This window comes from Rhodanobacter denitrificans (assembly GCF_000230695.2).
Taxonomy (GTDB): Bacteria; Pseudomonadota; Gammaproteobacteria; order Xanthomonadales; family Rhodanobacteraceae; genus Rhodanobacter; species Rhodanobacter denitrificans.
In genome coordinates, this window is sequence record NC_020541.1 from 3,389,933 (window position 1) to 3,404,898 (window position 14,966).

The 14,966-nt window shown below is 69.0% G+C and carries 13 protein-coding genes; 6 read left to right on the plus strand and 7 right to left on the minus strand.

All coding sequences use genetic code 11. From position 1 onward, the window contains the following. Window positions 1-9: 9 nt before the first annotated feature. On the minus strand, window positions 10-1,449 hold the full coding sequence (locus R2APBS1_RS15665; protein ID WP_015448679.1) for an RNB domain-containing ribonuclease: 1,440 nt from the start codon (window positions 1,447-1,449) through the stop codon (window positions 10-12). Between the two features lie 161 nt (window positions 1,450-1,610). Between R2APBS1_RS15665 and R2APBS1_RS15670 the strand changes: the two genes are divergently transcribed. After that, window positions 1,611-2,087, plus strand: coding sequence for a GNAT family N-acetyltransferase (locus tag R2APBS1_RS15670; protein WP_007513453.1), 477 nt, complete (start codon window positions 1,611-1,613; stop codon window positions 2,085-2,087). 42 nt (window positions 2,088-2,129) lie between these two features. Here R2APBS1_RS15670 and R2APBS1_RS15675 read toward each other — a convergent pair whose 3' ends face one another. Further along, the gene (locus R2APBS1_RS15675) at window positions 2,130-3,470 is read right to left on the minus strand and encodes an IS4 family transposase (protein ID WP_015447470.1); all 1,341 of its coding nucleotides are present in this window, start codon (window positions 3,468-3,470) and stop codon (window positions 2,130-2,132) included. Between the two features lie 89 nt (window positions 3,471-3,559). Further along, the gene (locus R2APBS1_RS15680; protein ID WP_081602830.1) at window positions 3,560-4,351 is read right to left on the minus strand and encodes a SapC family protein; all 792 of its coding nucleotides are present in this window, start codon (window positions 4,349-4,351) and stop codon (window positions 3,560-3,562) included. 232 nt (window positions 4,352-4,583) lie between these two features. Here R2APBS1_RS15680 and R2APBS1_RS15685 point away from each other — a divergent pair, with 232 nt between their 5' ends. From R2APBS1_RS15685 to R2APBS1_RS15700, 4 genes are all read left to right on the plus strand, one after another. Continuing rightward, complete coding sequence (locus tag R2APBS1_RS15685; protein ID WP_015448681.1) at window positions 4,584-5,195, plus strand: HNH endonuclease; 612 nt, start codon at window positions 4,584-4,586, stop codon at window positions 5,193-5,195. 103 nt (window positions 5,196-5,298) lie between these two features. Next, on the plus strand, window positions 5,299-7,188 hold the full coding sequence (gene dxs, locus R2APBS1_RS15690) for a 1-deoxy-D-xylulose-5-phosphate synthase (protein WP_015448682.1): 1,890 nt from the start codon (window positions 5,299-5,301) through the stop codon (window positions 7,186-7,188). 102 nt (window positions 7,189-7,290) lie between these two features. Next, entirely contained in the window at window positions 7,291-7,872 is a 582-nt protein-coding gene (locus R2APBS1_RS15695; protein WP_007513445.1) for a DUF6861 domain-containing protein, read from the plus strand. Between the two features lie 117 nt (window positions 7,873-7,989). Next, window positions 7,990-8,145, plus strand: coding sequence for a hypothetical protein (locus R2APBS1_RS15700; RefSeq protein WP_157769767.1), 156 nt, complete (start codon window positions 7,990-7,992; stop codon window positions 8,143-8,145). A 36-nt stretch (window positions 8,146-8,181) separates the two neighbouring features. Here the strand turns inward: R2APBS1_RS15700 and prmC are convergent, their stop codons facing one another. Both prmC and R2APBS1_RS15710 read right to left on the minus strand, forming a co-directional pair. Continuing rightward, complete coding sequence (gene prmC, locus R2APBS1_RS15705; protein WP_007513443.1) at window positions 8,182-9,003, minus strand: peptide chain release factor N(5)-glutamine methyltransferase; 822 nt, start codon at window positions 9,001-9,003, stop codon at window positions 8,182-8,184. Next, on the minus strand, window positions 8,996-13,153 hold the full coding sequence (locus R2APBS1_RS15710) for a hypothetical protein (protein ID WP_015448684.1): 4,158 nt from the start codon (window positions 13,151-13,153) through the stop codon (window positions 8,996-8,998). Before R2APBS1_RS15710 ends, prmC begins: the two co-directional genes overlap by 8 nt. A 199-nt stretch (window positions 13,154-13,352) precedes the next feature. Between R2APBS1_RS15710 and R2APBS1_RS15715 the strand changes: the two genes are divergently transcribed. Beyond that, on the plus strand, window positions 13,353-14,408 hold the full coding sequence (locus R2APBS1_RS15715) for an NADP-dependent oxidoreductase (RefSeq protein ID WP_174315857.1): 1,056 nt from the start codon (window positions 13,353-13,355) through the stop codon (window positions 14,406-14,408). On the opposite strand, the gene R2APBS1_RS20640 is transcribed toward R2APBS1_RS15715, so the two are convergent. Further along, a complete protein-coding gene (locus tag R2APBS1_RS20640) occupies window positions 14,405-14,638 on the minus strand; it encodes a dihydrofolate reductase family protein (RefSeq protein ID WP_051061186.1) in 234 nt (77 codons plus the stop codon). The two genes, R2APBS1_RS15715 and R2APBS1_RS20640, sit on opposite strands and share 4 nt — an antisense overlap. Next, complete coding sequence (locus R2APBS1_RS20720) at window positions 14,545-14,946, minus strand: dihydrofolate reductase family protein (protein WP_081602832.1); 402 nt, start codon at window positions 14,944-14,946, stop codon at window positions 14,545-14,547. Before R2APBS1_RS20720 ends, R2APBS1_RS20640 begins: the two co-directional genes overlap by 94 nt. Window positions 14,947-14,966: the final 20 nt, after the last annotated feature.

Below are 14,966 nucleotides of genomic sequence, written 5' to 3' on the forward strand. Positions count from 1 at the left end.
GTCGGCGCGTCACTGCGCCAGCTCGAAGCGGGTCGTGCGCCGCAGTGGGTCGGCCTCGACCAGGCTCACCCGGACGTCGGCACCCAGCGGCAGGGGTGTGCTGCCCGACACGCCGGCCTCCACCGCCGGGTCGCGCACGATCACCGTGCCCCGGGCCGGATCGTCATGCGCGACCTCGACGATCGCCCCGTCGAAAACCTCGCCCAGCCGCGGCGCCAGCGCGGCGGCCTCGGCCAGGTTGAGCACGGCGCTCTCGTACTGGCCCGCACGGTGGCCGGAGGCCTGCATCGTGGCCGGCAAGCCCGGCAACGCGGCCAGCGCCCACGCGGGCACCGGCTGTTTCGCGCACAGCGCCAGGCAGACCTCGCCGGTGTAGCGATCGACCAGCCGGCGCAGCGGCGCGGTGGCGTGGGTGTATTGCGCGGCCAGCGCCGAGTGCATCGGCTGCGCCGGCAGCGTGCCGTCGAACGCCGCGTAGCCGGCCCCGCGCAATACCGTGGTGCAGGCGGTCAGCATCGCCACGTGGGCGTCGTTGGACGGGTCCAGCGAACGGATGAAGCCGGGATAGTCCAACCCGGGCGGCCAGCCGATGCCGAGCACCCGCGCGGTGACGCGCAGGCGCCCGAGCGCGCGCGGGTCGGGCGGCGGCAGGGTGCGCAGCAGGCCCACCTTCGCCTGCACCATCAATTGCGCCGCGGCCATGCCGATCAGCAGCGAGATCTGCTCGTTCCAGTCCTCGATCGGCAACCGTGCGCGAAACGCCAGCTGCCAGCGGCCATCGACCACGCTGATCTCCTGCTCCGGCAGCGGCAGGCTGACGCCGCCGCGGGCGAACTCGCGCTGCCGGCGCAGCTCGCCGACCTCGCGCAGGATCGACCACATCGGTTCGGCCGCCCCCGCGTCGATGCGCTGCTGCACGCCGGCATAGTCGAGCCGGGCGCGACTGCTGACCTTCGCCCGGCGCACGTCGACGGCCACGCTTTCGCCGCTGCGGTCCAGCTCGATCGTCCACAGCAGCGCCGGCCGCACCTGACCGGGCAACAGCGAGACCGCGCCTTCGGACAGCACCGTCGGGTGCAACGGGATCTTCGCATCCGCGCCGTACAGCGTCTCGCCGCGCCGGTTCGCCTCCAGGTCGACCGGGTCGCCGGCGCTGACGAAGGCGGCGACGTCGGCAATTGCGTAGTGCACCCGATAGCCGCCGGCGGTGCGCTCGACATGCAGCGCCTGGTCCAGGTCCATCGAGCCCAGCGGGTCGATCGTCACCAGGGCGATGTCGCTGCGGTCCAGCTCCGGCCAGCGCGGGTTCACGGCGGCCTTCGCCGCGGCAGCCTCCACCTCGGGCGGGAACGCCGCCGGCAGCTTCAGGTCCTCGTGGATGGCGCGCATGCCCTGCACCAGCACGGGGTCCCCGGCGGGCCGGATGTGGATGCGGCGAGTGGTCGACATGGGCGGTTTCCTTGCGGGGATGCCGTTCGGCGGGACGAGGCCGATGCATCGCCCCGGAGGCCTTCGCGCTGCGCAAAATATACACGTGCCGGCGGGGACTACCGCGACCGCGACGCAAGGTGTAGAAACGGCAGCGTCATCCCCGCCACCGATCGCTCCTCATGACCGACATGTCCCTGCTGATCCGCCTGGCCGAAGAAGACGACGACGAGTTCATCCTGGCGCAGGTGCCGCGCTTCGTCGATTTCACGCTGCCGCCATGGCGGCGGCGCCACGAATGCATCGAAGGCATCCGCAACGACCTGCGCCACCACCTGGAGGACCAGCCGGCGAACAGCTACCTGTTCGTGGCAGAGGACGCGGACGGCGAACGGGCCGGCTTCATCCACCTGCAACGCACCGCGGACTTCTTCACCGGACGCAGCAACTGCCACATCTCCGACATCGCGGTGGCGCCGCGGCACGAGGACCGCGGCGTCGGCAAGGCGCTGCTGGCGCACGCCGAGGCATGGGCGCGCGACCATCAGTGCCAGCTGGTGACGCTGGCGGTGTTCCCCGGCAACGAGCGCGCCCGCGCGTTGTACGAGACCTCCGGTTACCTGCCCGACCTGCTGCGGCTGGCCAAGCCGGTTCGCTGAACGCCCCACGAAAATGCCCGCCATGCGGCTAATGCCAGTCAGTTAAGACAGACTGGCATTTTTCGTGGGGTATTTGTGGGGTCGGCGTTTGACTTCACGGGGACAAGATCGTTGTCGTCGTGCGGGCAACAAATAGATGTGGGCTTGCTGTCGGAGCCGGGCGAGTCTTTTGGGAAAGGCGCCGGGTGTTTCCAGTGGGGCGTATCGCAACTCGGCCACGATGGCGCGCGTGAACCCCTGGAAGCTGAGCCGGGTCGGTGGCACGCCCAGCTCACCAGCGGTTTGGTGCATTTCCCAGCGCAGCAGGTTGTAGGCGATCAGCAGCCCCCAGATTTCCTGCCGCACCAGCTCCGGTCGCTTGCTGCGCAAGACGGTGTCGTTGGCTTGCATGGCTTGCTTGATGTCCCGAAAACCCAGTTCGATCTCCCAGCGTTCGCGATAGCACACTGCCACCTGATCGGCGGGATATCGAACGGCATCGGCCAGCGAGGTCAGGTAGCGCCGACCGGAAGGACAGAGGATCAGACGCGCCTCCCAGAAGGTTGGCAGCTGCGGATGCTGGCGACGGGCTTGCGGCGAGACCGGCAGGCGCACCCACGCATCGCCTTCACCGAGCGGACGGATCACCTCATAACGCAACGAGGACTTGGCTCGCATCAGCCAGTGCCGCTGCTCTCCCGCATGCTGCCACGCCAGCAGGAAAGCCGCCGAATAGTAGGCGCGGTCGAAGATCGTCAGTGAGTCATCGGGCGCCGCGGTTACCAGATCGTGGGCGTAGCTGAGCTCGCCGGTCGTATAGGCACCGAAGGCGGCGGCCCGGATCAGGTGCGTATGAACATCCATCAGGCACACCGCACGCACCTGCGGCCAACTCCCTTCACCGTGCTGCGATCGTCCTGCGCCGAAGACATCACGATGCTCGGCGGTATCAGGCGTCGACCACACCACGCCATCGACCGCCAACAGGCGAAGCCCGTGGAAGAGCCCGGCCGTCGGAAGCGGTGCGGTGCACCACGCGCGGCTGAGCTGATCGAACAGATGGGCCAACGGCGCTTCACCCAGTCGCTGGCGCCCTTGAACCGTAGCGCTCGGCACAGGCACGACCTGTGCCTCGGTACCCAACGCCAGCCCCAACTGACGCACGATGTGCCAGATCGGTTCGTTGCGAAACAGCGCTAAGCCGATGACCAGCCAGATCAATCGCTCGGCCGGCAGACGTCGACGGCGCAGTGACGTCGTGCCAGTCGCTTGCAATGCTTGCTCGATCCAGGCGGCCGGAATGAGCTGGCTGAAACGATCAAACGCGGCGGGAGACAGATCGCCTACCGCATCAAAGTTGGCTTGCAGGGCTGAGATCAAAGCAAGAGGCTCATGGAAAACCATGAGCCTCTTGGGTCGTTCCGGCTTCGTCAATACCTTAACTGACTGGCATTAGGCTCGAAGCCGGCGTTTTCGTGGGGCGAAACGGAAGATCAGTTCGCGACCGCGCCGGCGGCCGCCTCGGCCTGCTCGCGCACGTCCAGCCGGCGGGCCAGGCGGTCGATGTTGGTCAGCGACAGCAGGTGCGCGTAGATCCAGCCGAACATGCCTTCGCGCAGGAACTCCTGGGCGGTCTTCTCGTCCAGCTCGCGCAGCTTGGCCTCGTTGACCACGAACATGCCGTTGAGGTTGATCGACTTGCCCCGCTGGCCGTCCTTGCCTTCCTTCTGCAGTTGCACGGTGCGCGGCTCCAGCAGGTCGTGCTTGTTCAGCTGCTCCATGAACCGCTTGGTGTGTGTCACGTTCTGCTGGAAATCGCCGAGGAAGCCCACGGCGTTGGCCAGCAGTTCGCTGTCGGTACCGTCCTCCTTGAACAGGCGCTGGCCTTCGGTGGCATTGAATCCCTCGTAGCGCTCGTCGAGGAACACGGTGAAGTCGTCGCCTTCCTGCCCGGCCGGCTTCTCGGCCAGCACGAACGGGTAGCGGCGCACGAACGCGGGAACGTACGTATCCGGCGCCCACTGGCCGTTGGCGTCGACGTACAGGTTTTCGTTCTGGCGCAAGCCGAGCAGAGCTACCGGGCCGGCATCGGCGACGCTGGTGCCGGCGAACACGATCAGCAGGTCGCGTGCGGCGACGCCGAACTCCACGCCTGTCAGCGGCACGGAATGGGCGTTCATGGCGAACTTGACGTTCGGCACGGCCTTCATGCGCAGGTCCTTGTGCTCGACACGGTTGAGCGGTACCGGTTGCTCGTAGAAAAGAACTTCAGCCACGTTGTCCACCTCTGCCCACCGCCGTGCCGGGTCACCACCAAGCGCCCCTACCAAACCCGGCGTCGGGTCTGTGTTGACTGGCGATCATATCAGCGCCCACCCGGCACGGCGACTGTACGCACGGGGTGCCGTGCCTGATTTGCATGCGAATTGCAATGGAATTGTTCTATGCTGATCCCGGACAAGCATTCCCGCATTGCCGAAACGCTCTTTCGACGCCCCTGGCTGAAGGACGATTTACATGCTGATGGAAGTGCCAAGTCGGGCCGACCTCCATGCGACCCGCGTACTGTCACTGGACGCCGCCGGCCGCATCCTCGACTGGATCAGCTGGCAGGAGGCGGTTTGCCTGTACGTGCGCGACGCGGTTGCCTGGACCCTGGGCGACCCCTGCCTCACCGTGCACGGCGGCCACAACCGCGTGCTCGGCGCGCAGAGCCTGCTGCGTCTGCACCCGATCATCGCCAGCACCGGCCGCTGCCGCGAGCACGCGATCGACCCCGCGCCGGCGTTGACCAACACCGCGCTGTTCGCCCGCGACCGCCATATCTGCCTGTACTGCGGCGAACACTTCACCCGCGCCGAACTGACCCGCGACCACGTGCTGCCGATCTCCAAGCGCGGCCGGGACGAATGGGAGAACGTGGTCAGCGCCTGCCTCGCCTGCAATCTGAAGAAGAGCAACCGCACCCCGCAGGAGGCCGACATGCCGCTGCTGGCGGTGCCGTACCGGCCGAGCTGGGTGGAACACCTGATCCTGTCCAACCGCAACATCCTGGCCGACCAGATGGAATTCCTGGTCAGCCGGCTGCCGCGCGACCGGCGCTCGATGAACATGCCGGTGGCCGCCTGAGTCCAGCCGGTGGCGGGCGCGGCCCGGTTCCGCCTGGACGCCGCCAGGTTCCGTTCACCTGCTCGCCCTTGCCCCGCCCCCGCGCTGGGCCAACAATAGGCAGATGAACGACCTTTCCCATTACCCCCACCTGGCGCCGATCGAGACGCCGGCCGACCTGCGCCGCGTGGGCGACGAGGATCTGCCCGCCGTCGCCGACGAGCTGCGCCAGTACCTGATCGAATCCGTGGCCAGCTCCGGCGGCCATTTCGGCGCCGGTCTGGGCGTGGTGGAATTGACCGTGGCGCTGCACCACGAATTCGACACGCCGCACGACCGCCTGGTGTGGGACGTCGGCCACCAGTGCTACCCGCACAAGATCCTCACCGGCCGCCGCGACCGCATCACCACGATCAAGAAGAAGGACGGCCTGGCGCCGTTCCCGCGCCGCGAGGAAAGCGCGTACGACACCTTCGGCGTCGGCCATTCGTCCACTTCGATCTCGGCCGCGCTGGGCATGGCGATCGCCGCGCAGCGCAAAGGCGACAAGCGCAAGGTGGTGGCCGTGATCGGCGACGGCGCGATGACCGCCGGCATGGCGTTCGAGGCGCTCAACCACGGCGGCGACGTCGAGCCGGACATGCTCGTCGTGTTCAACGACAACGGCATGTCGATCAGCGAGAACGTGGGCGCGATGACCAAGATGATGGCGCGCGCGATGGCCAGCCGCCGCCTCAACCAGCTGCGCGAGCGGGCCAAGCGGGCGATCCCGAAGCAGTCCTTCGCCGGCCGCTGGTTCAAGCGCTGGGAGGAGCACGCCAAGGGCATGTTCGTGCCTTCCACGCTGTTCGAGGAGCTGGGCTTCCATTACACCGGCCCGATCGACGGCCACAACATCCCGCAGCTGCTGCAGGCACTGCGCACGGTGAAGAACCTGCCCGGCCCGCAGCTGCTGCACGTGATCACCACCAAGGGCAAGGGCTATGCCCCGGCCGAACAGGCGCAGATCGAATACCACGCGGTGGGTCCGTTCGATCCCGAAGCCGGCGTGGTCAAGAAGCCTGCGCCGGCCAGGCCCACCTACACCGACATCTTCAGCGACTGGCTGTGCGACCAGGCCGCCGCCGACGAGCGCCTGCTCGGCATCACCCCGGCGATGCGCGAAGGCTCCGGCCTGGTGCGTTTCTCGAAGGAGTACCCCGAGCGCTACTTCGACGTGGCGATCGCCGAGCAGCACGCGGTGACGCTGGCCGCCGGCATGGCCTGCGAAGGCGCCAAACCGGTGGTGGCGATCTACTCCACCTTCCTGCAGCGCGCCTACGACCAGGCGATCCACGACGTGGCGCTGCAGAACCTCGACGTCACCTTCGCCATCGACCGTGCCGGCGTGGTCGGCCCGGACGGCGCCACCCATTCGGGCAGCTTCGACCTGACCTATCTGCGCTGCCTGCCGAACATGGTCATCATGGCGCCGGCCGACGAGAACGAGTGCCGCATGATGCTCTCCTCCGGCTTCCACCATCACGGCCCCGCCGCCATCCGCTACCCGCGCGGCACCGGCCCCGGCGTGGCGATCCACCAGGAACTCGACACCCTGCCGATCGGCAAGGCCGAGCTGCGCCGGCGCGGCCACGGCCTGGCCCTGCTCAGCTTCGGCGCGATGCTGGCACCCGCCGCCGCGATCGCCGCCGAATTCGACGCCACCCTGGTCAACATGCGCTTCGTGAAGCCGCTGGACGAGGCGCTGCTGGTGGAACTGGCGAAGACCCATGATGGCTTCGTCACCCTGGAAGACAACGCGGTCGCCGGCGGCGCCGGCTCCGCCGTGGCCGAATGCCTCGCCGCGCACGGCATCGTGCTGCCGATCCTGCACCTGGGCCTGCCGGACGTCTATCTGGAACACGGCAGCCGCGAGGAAGTGCTGAGCATGGCCGGACTGGACCTGCCCGGCATCCGCCACGCGATCCGTGCGCGCTTCCCGCAGGCGGGAGCCTTGAGCCAGGCCAGCGCCTGAGCCCGTCACCGGGCCGGCGGGCACACCGACTGCCCGCGCGGCCCCACTCCCATCGACGCGGCGGCGGCAAAGGCAAGGCTGGTCTCGGCTCGCGCTGACAGCGTGCGGCAAGCCATCAGGCTTTCCGAGGGGCTGGCGGTCTGCTGGATCCTGCGCAACTTCCGCGACCTGAATCTCCAGGGTGTCGTGAACGACATCGTCGAAGTGCTGCGCCAGTGCCTCATCGTCATGCTCACCAGCACCGGTGGCGCCGCCCTGATCGGCGGCATCGCCGGGGGCGTCGGCACTGGCGCTGGCGCGCAAGTCGGCGAGTGGATACTGATCGCCATGGGCCTGAAGGCACTGGCCGAGTACGTCGTCAACGACATGCCCGGGATCGCCCGCGACTACTGGGCCAGCATCCACCAGGCCTGGCTGGCCGCCACCCCGCCACCGCTGCCACAACAACCGGTCCGCGTCGACCGGCTCGCCGTCCACCACGCCGCCGAGAAGATCGCCCGCGCCACGTCGCCGTGTTGGTCCTCCTGCCGATGGGCATCGTCGCCTATCTGGCCAAAGGCCGCGGCAGCATGGGCGAACTGGCCGAAAGCATGTCCTGGGCGGGCGGTCGTCACACGGGGCAAAGGTACCCAGATGATGAGTGCGTGCAGCAGCGCTTTCGACGTTATGAGGGTCGGTCCGTGATCGACCGGGATGGAGCAGTATGCTCAGTCAGGAAGGCACTGACACTACTCAATGCGCGTATGCCAAGGAACGCCAGGCTACGGTGTCTATATTCACGCCAACCAGCAGCTCACCCGCATGCTGGCAGAACTGGGGCATCCCTACCTGCCAACCACACCGGAACGTGAGTGGGTGGATATAGGCCTCATGGCGGCAAAGGAACTCGAGGCCGTGGATCCCGAGTTTGCCAATGCGCTCATGGATGCCGACCACGACTTCAAGCACCCATGCTGAGAGCGCGGGTTCCCACGGCAACGATCCAGCCGACCATCAGACCCGCCCGCCACTGACCCGATCGCGCAGTTCCAGATCCTGTGCCGTGAATACTTCGGCATAGCCGGCCTCGGCGAGCAGCGCGCGGGTGGCGGCACCCTGGTTCCAGCCGTGCTCGAACAGCAGCCAGCCGCCGGTATGCAGGTGGCTACGGGCGTCGCGCACGATGCGGCGGATGGCGTCGAGGCCGTCGGGGCCGGAGGCGAGCGCCGCGGGCGGCTCGAAGCGCAGGTCGCCCTGCGCCAGGTGCGGGTCGGCGGCTTCGATGTACGGGGGGTTGGAGGCGATCAGGTCGAAGTGCTGGCCGGCGAGTGGCGCCAGCCAGTCGCCATGCACGAAGGCGACGTTGCCGATGGCGTGGCGTTGCGCATTGCGCCGGGCGACGGCAAGCGCGGCGGCGCTGGCGTCGGTGGCGACCACCCGGGCGCGCGGCCGCTCGCGCGCAATCGCCAGCGCGATCGCGCCGCTGCCGGTGCCGAGGTCGGCCACGCTGCAGGCGGCATCGGGCGGCAGGCGCTGCAGCGCCAGCTCCACCAGCAGCTCGGTTTCCGGACGCGGGATCAGCGTGGCCGGGCTCACTTCCAGGTCCAGCGACCAGAAGCCGCGCCGGCCGGTGACATAGGCCACCGGCTCGCCCGCGGCGCGGCGTTCGACCAGGGCGGCATAAGCCGTCTGGACGTCCATATCCGGCACGTCGTCGGCGTGCGTGAACAGCCAGCTGCGTGACTGCTGCAGCACGTGCAGCAGCAGCAGCTCGGCGTCGGCGCGCTCGCCGAGCCGATCGGCCGCAACAGCCAGCATGCTGCGGACATCAGGCATGCGGCGACTCCGTCGCCGAGGGTGGCAACTGCGGCGGCGTTACCCCTGGCTTGGACTTGCGCTTGCGCCAGTAACCGCCGCGCATCCACGCCTCGAACGCCCAGCGCAGCCAGTCGATCAGCGACCACGCCAGCCACAGCGCCCAGGCCAGCATGGCCAGCTTGTAGGCCCACAGCGAGACGCTGAACACGCCGGCACCGGGCAACACATTCGCGCTCTGGTCAGCGAACCAGCGCAGGTTCCACGCATTGGACGCATTACCGGCCACGTGCATATCCGGCAGCCCGAGCAGGCCCTTCGGCACCGCGCCCACCAGCACCACCAGTGCCAGCACGGTGAGCAGCGCGAGCCCCAGTTGCATCAGGTTGAAGGTCGTGCTACCCAGTTGCTCCGGCGAGGTGCTGCGTGCGCGCAGACCAAGCAGGATCAGCCATGCCACCACCAGCGCGTAGGCACTCCAGGCGAACGCGGAGAAACCCAGCCCGAGCAGCAGCCAGTGGCGGAAGCGCAGCGGCGTCGGCGCGTAGCGTGCCAGCAGCCACGCGGCCAGCAGCAGCACCACCAGCTGCGACCAGTACAGCACTGCCGGGCCGGTGGTCGGCCCCCACGTCCACAGCACCCAGCGATCCTGCGGCAGCTGCAGCGCGAGGTCGACGTTCGCCACCGGCGCGTGCAGTGCGATCAGCGGCGTGCGCGTGCGCGCGGCGACGCCGTACGGCTCGCGCAGGCGCAGCGTGTAGCCGTGTTCACCCGGCAGCAGCGGCAAGCTCAGTTTGCCATCGCGCACGGCCAGGTTGATCGACTCGCCGTCACGATTCGCATCCAGCAGCTCGGCACCGGCCGGCAGGCCGATCGCGTGCTCGCCGCCGCGCGTGCTGCGCGCGCGCAGGCTCAGCGTGGTTTCGGTGGCCCGTTCGCCGGCGCGGCTGGTGAGCTGCACGCCGTCGAACGCGAGACTGTCACCGGCGATCGCCGCCGGCTGGCTGAAGGCCAGCTGCAGGCTTTCGCCCGGCAGCGGCTGGTACAACAGCCCGTCGTCGCTGGCGCTGGTCGGCACGCCCTTTGCGTCCACATGCCACATGGGCGCGACGTGGATCACCCACACTTCGGCACGCTCGCCCAGCGCTGGCGCCTTCAGCGCCAGCGTCGTCGCGTGATCGAGCCGGCTGCTCCAGCTCGCCACCCCGCTGTTCGCGTTGAAGGTGATGCTGATGCGGCCATCCCTGACCAGCACGCCGTCGCCCAGCGGATGCTCGCCCGGCAGCAACGGCAGCGCGACGCTGAAGCCGCCGTCCTGCGGGGCGATCCGCTCGACCGTGTTCTCGACGGTCCAGTCCACGCCCAGCTGCAGGCGGCGGGTCAGCCGCACGTAAGGCGGGAAATTCTGGACGGGCGGCAGGTCCTTGCCATCGGTGGCCGCGCGCACGCGCTGCAAGGCAATGCTGTCGCCGAGCGGGCGACCGTCGTCGACCCCGGCCAGCAGCCAGCCCTGGCCGCTGAACGCGATGCGCTGCGGGCGCAGCACGAAGCGCAGGCTGGCGTTGTCGGTCACGCCGATGCGGTAGCGCAGGCTGACCCGATGCACGCCACGCTCCAGCCGCAGCAGCAGCTGATCGCCGCGACGACTCAGCGGGGCATTCGCATGGCCGTCCACGCCAACGTCGAGCAGCTGCAGGGCGTCATCGGTTTGCGGCAGCGGCAGCGCAACCGCGGCGCCGATATGCGCCTCCAATGCCACCTCCAGCGTGTCGCCGCTGGCCTGCAATTGCGCCTGCGCCACGGCGGCGCAGGCCGGCACGCACTTCGGCGCCTCGGTCAGCCGGTCGCGCAGCTGGTTCAGCAAATCCTGGCTGGGCAGGTTCTGCGCATGCAGGGCGGCAGGCAACAGCGCGACGGCCAGCAAGGCGGCGCTCACCGCACCACCGCCGCGCCAGTCGCGCCAGCGACCGCGCAGCGGCGTCAGCAGCAGCGGCACCAGCTTCGCCAGCAGCAGCGCCAGCAGCCCCACCATGAGCACCCGCAGCAACCGCACCAGCCACGCCGGCGCGATCACCAGGTGGGTGCTCTGCTCCGCCGTCACCGGGCCGGACCAGCCGAGCCGGTAGTCGTTGCCCTGGTTCCAGTGCGGCGTGCCGGCGCCAGCCTGGGTCGGGCTGCGGCTGTCGGCGGCGCTGCCGGCAAGGGTCGATGCGCCACTCAGGTTCTGCACGGCTGACCCTGTGACGGTGATGGCTTCCAGCGACAGGCTCGAACCGTTTTGCATCGCCATCGCAGGTGCCGGTTGTGGTGGTGGCGGCGGCATCGCCGCGTCGGCGGAAACTTCGGCGACCGGTGCCGGCGCCACGGGGGCACGCGCCGGTGCCGACTGCCTCATCCGCGCCTTCGCATAAACCTCTTCCTGTGCTGCCTGCTCGGCATAACCCGCCGAAACAATCCGGCTCTGGCCTGCGCCTTCCAACTGCGGATGCAACGCGTACTGCAACTGCGCCGCGACGAACGGCAGCGTCCACAGCACCGCCAGTGCGAAGATCGCCACCGCGCCGGCGCGCGCCGCCAAACGCAAGCGCCCTTCCGGCAACGCCCGCAGCAGCAACGCCAGCGCCAGCGTCACCGCCAGCGTCCACAACGGCGCGGCGCTCTCGTGCTGCGCCAGCGCCAGATAGCCGGCGGCCAGCAGCGCCCACGGCCAGCCGAGCAGGCGGCCGGCCAGCAGCGCGATCAGGGCCACCACGAACAAGTCGAGCAGGCTCCACTGCGCCACCCACGAATCGGGCGAGCGGTCCACGCCGGTGGCGCCGAGCAGACGGTAGCCGTACGGCAGGTGCAAGGTGGCGTCGATGCTCTCCAGCGGCAGCTGCCAGCCGGCACTGGGGATCGCGCCGCGGTGCATGGGCAGGCGCAGGCCAGCGTCCAGGTCGAGTTGCTGTTCGCGCAGTTCGACCCCGCTGCGGCCGCCCTCGCCCTGGCTGACCAGCAGCGGCGCGCCGTCCTGGCTGGCCCGCTGCAATTGCCATGGCGCCGCCACGTCGAGGCGCTGGTGATGACGCAGCTCGCCGCTGAGGCGATCGGCCACGCTGAGCCCGCCGCCGTCGAAATCCAGCCACAGCTGGCGCTGCAGGTGCAGCTGGTCGCCCTTGCCGCCCTCGTCGCCGCGCGTGCCCTGCTCGATCGCCAGGCCCGCGCCGTCGTCCAGCACGAACGCCGGCAACTCGCGCCACTCGCCCGGCACGCCGGCCTGCACCGCGTCGGTGGCGCGGCCTTCCACCCGGGTGTTGCGCAGCGCCGGATCGTCGGCGTAACTCCAGATCTCCTGCCGCGGCCACGGCGCCGCCGGCAGCTTCAGCGCCACCTTCGCCAGCGGCGCGACGCTGCGCGCCTGCAGCGTGATCGTCCACTGCCCCGGCCGCAGTTGCACACGCAGCTGGCCGTCGTTCTCCAGCCGTGCGGGCAAGTCGCCGGACAAGGCGGTGGCCACGAAACCTTCCGGCAGCACCGGGCCGAGCGATTGCTCGCGCGCGCTGCCGGCGACGTTGAACTGCAATTGCGTTTCCAGCGTGGCCGGCAGGCCATCGACGAGGCGGCGATAGACGCGCAGCGACAGCGCGTCGGCAGCGCGTTGCGCGGCGGCGGCCTCGCCCAGGGTGAGCTGCTCGCCGTTGCGCTCGATGCGCGTGACCGCTGCACCGTCGACGCTCAGCGCCACCAACCCGATCGTCGAAGGCACGCGCAGGCGCGCCGGACGCGCCGCCCACGGCAGCGTGCCGCGCAACTGATAATCGCCGGGTGCCAGCCACACCATCGGCTGATCGCCTCGCTGCAACACGGTGACCGCCTGGTCGTTCGCGCTGACCTGTTGCGGCCAACTCCGCGCATCGCCAGGCACTGCAACCCAGCTTGGCGCATCCACGCGCACATCCAGGCTGAAGCGAGCGCCGTCCTTGCCGGCGTCGAGCAGCAGGCGGCCAGGCCAGGCGCACAGGCGATTGCCGGCGTTCGGCACCTGGGTGGCGAGGAACGGACAATCGTGCTGCGGCACGTCATGCAGCACCCAGCCCTGCCAGTCGCGCAAGGGTGGCGGTACGTCCTGCGCCGGCAACGGCGCCGCCAGCAGCAACCACAGACCCAGCAGTCCGAGCGTTCGAGCAAGCATGCAGTTCTCCCCGTGTGCCGTGCGGCCGGCACAGTGTAAGTGGAACACGACAGGCACACAGCCATGCCCGCCTCCGGCAACGGTTCCGGTGCAAACGGATGCCGATCAACGATTCAACGCAGCACGATGCACAACGGGGTTGCCTGATCGCGGCAACAGGCGCCGTATAGTGGAACGCCTCTCCGTCACGGTGAATCGCATGCCCCAGCTCAATCGCCAGCTGCGCCTCAAGACCCGCCCCGAAGGCCTGGTCCGGCGCGAGGATTTCGACCTGGTCGAACAGCCCGTGCCGGAGCTGAAGGACGGTGAAGTCCTGGTGCGTGTGCTGTACCTCTCGATGGACCCGACCAACCGCGTGTGGATGCGCGACATCCCGCAGTACCTGCCGCCGGTGGCGATCGGCGAGGTGATGCGTGCGCTCGGCCTGGGTCGCGTGGTGCAGTCGCGTTCGGCGCAGTACCACGAAGGCGATCTGGTGCAGGGCCTCACCGGCTGGCAGGACTACCTGGTACTGCACGAAAGCGCCAAAGGCTACGTGCGCCTGCCTGCCGACCCCGGCATCCCGCTGCCCACCCTGCTTGGCGCAGCCGGCATGAGCGGAGTCACCGCCTACTACGGCCTGACCGAGATCGTCCCGGTGCAAGCCGGCGAAACCCTGGTGGTCTCCGCCGCTGCCGGCTCGGTCGGCTCCGTCGCCGGCCAGCTCGGCAAGATCATGGGCGCCCGCGTGGTCGGTATCGCCGGCGGCCCCGACAAATGCCGCCACCTCACCGCCGAACTCGGCTTCGACGCTGCCGTCGACTACAAGGCGGCCGACTTCAAACAGCAACTCAAGGCCACTACCCCCGATGGCGTGCACGTGAATTTCGAGAACGTCGGCGGCGAGGTGATGCGCGCAGTGCTGTCACGGATGGTGATCGGCGGCCGCGTCGCCCTGTGCGGATTGATCTCCGGCTACAACAGCGCCGAACGGCCGGGCGACGACTACGGCATCCTCGTGATGAAACGGCTCAGCATGCGCGGCTTCCTGGTGCTCGACTACACCAGGACGCGCGAGGCGGTGCAGGCATTGGCCGGGTGGATCCGCGACGGCCGGCTGAAGGCCGAGGAAACCGTTGCCGAGGGACTGGAAAACGCGCCGGAAGTGTTGAACCGCTTGTTCGACGGCAGCCACCGGGGAAAGTTGGTGTTGCGGGTGGATGCGCGTCCCGCCATCGACGCGGGCCGAACCGCACGGGTGGGCGACGCCGGCTAACGGCGCGGCCGGAATACCAGATACTGCAATCCGCCCGGCGTGGTGCGCGCCGACCGCAGGTCGAGCTGGATCGGCTCCCCTTCGCGGGACAGCAGGCGGCGGCCCTGGCCGGCTACCGCCGGACACAGGACGAACCTCAACTCGTCGAGCAATCCGGCCGCCAGCAGGGCCTGTACCAGGCTGATGCTGCCGTGGACGCCGATCGCCTGCCCGGCCTGGCGCTTGAGCACCGCGATCTCGTCGAGGACGTCGCCGGAAAGCAGCCTCGACGGCGCCCAGTCGAGGGCCGCAAGCTGCCTGAAACGACATATTTCGGTACCTGGTTGATGAAGCTGGCGAACGGCTCGATTTCAGCGCCGGGCCAGAACATCGCCCATGCCTCGTACGTCCTGCGTCCCAACAGCACGGCATCCTGCCCCGTCACGGTCTCCTCGTCGAACAGAGACAGGTCCTGATACAGGTCGTCGCGGAGAAACCTGTCCGGCGCCTCGACGACACCATCCAGCGAGATGAACAGGTGCGAGGTCAACTTGCGCATGATCGATGTCCCTCTTCAGG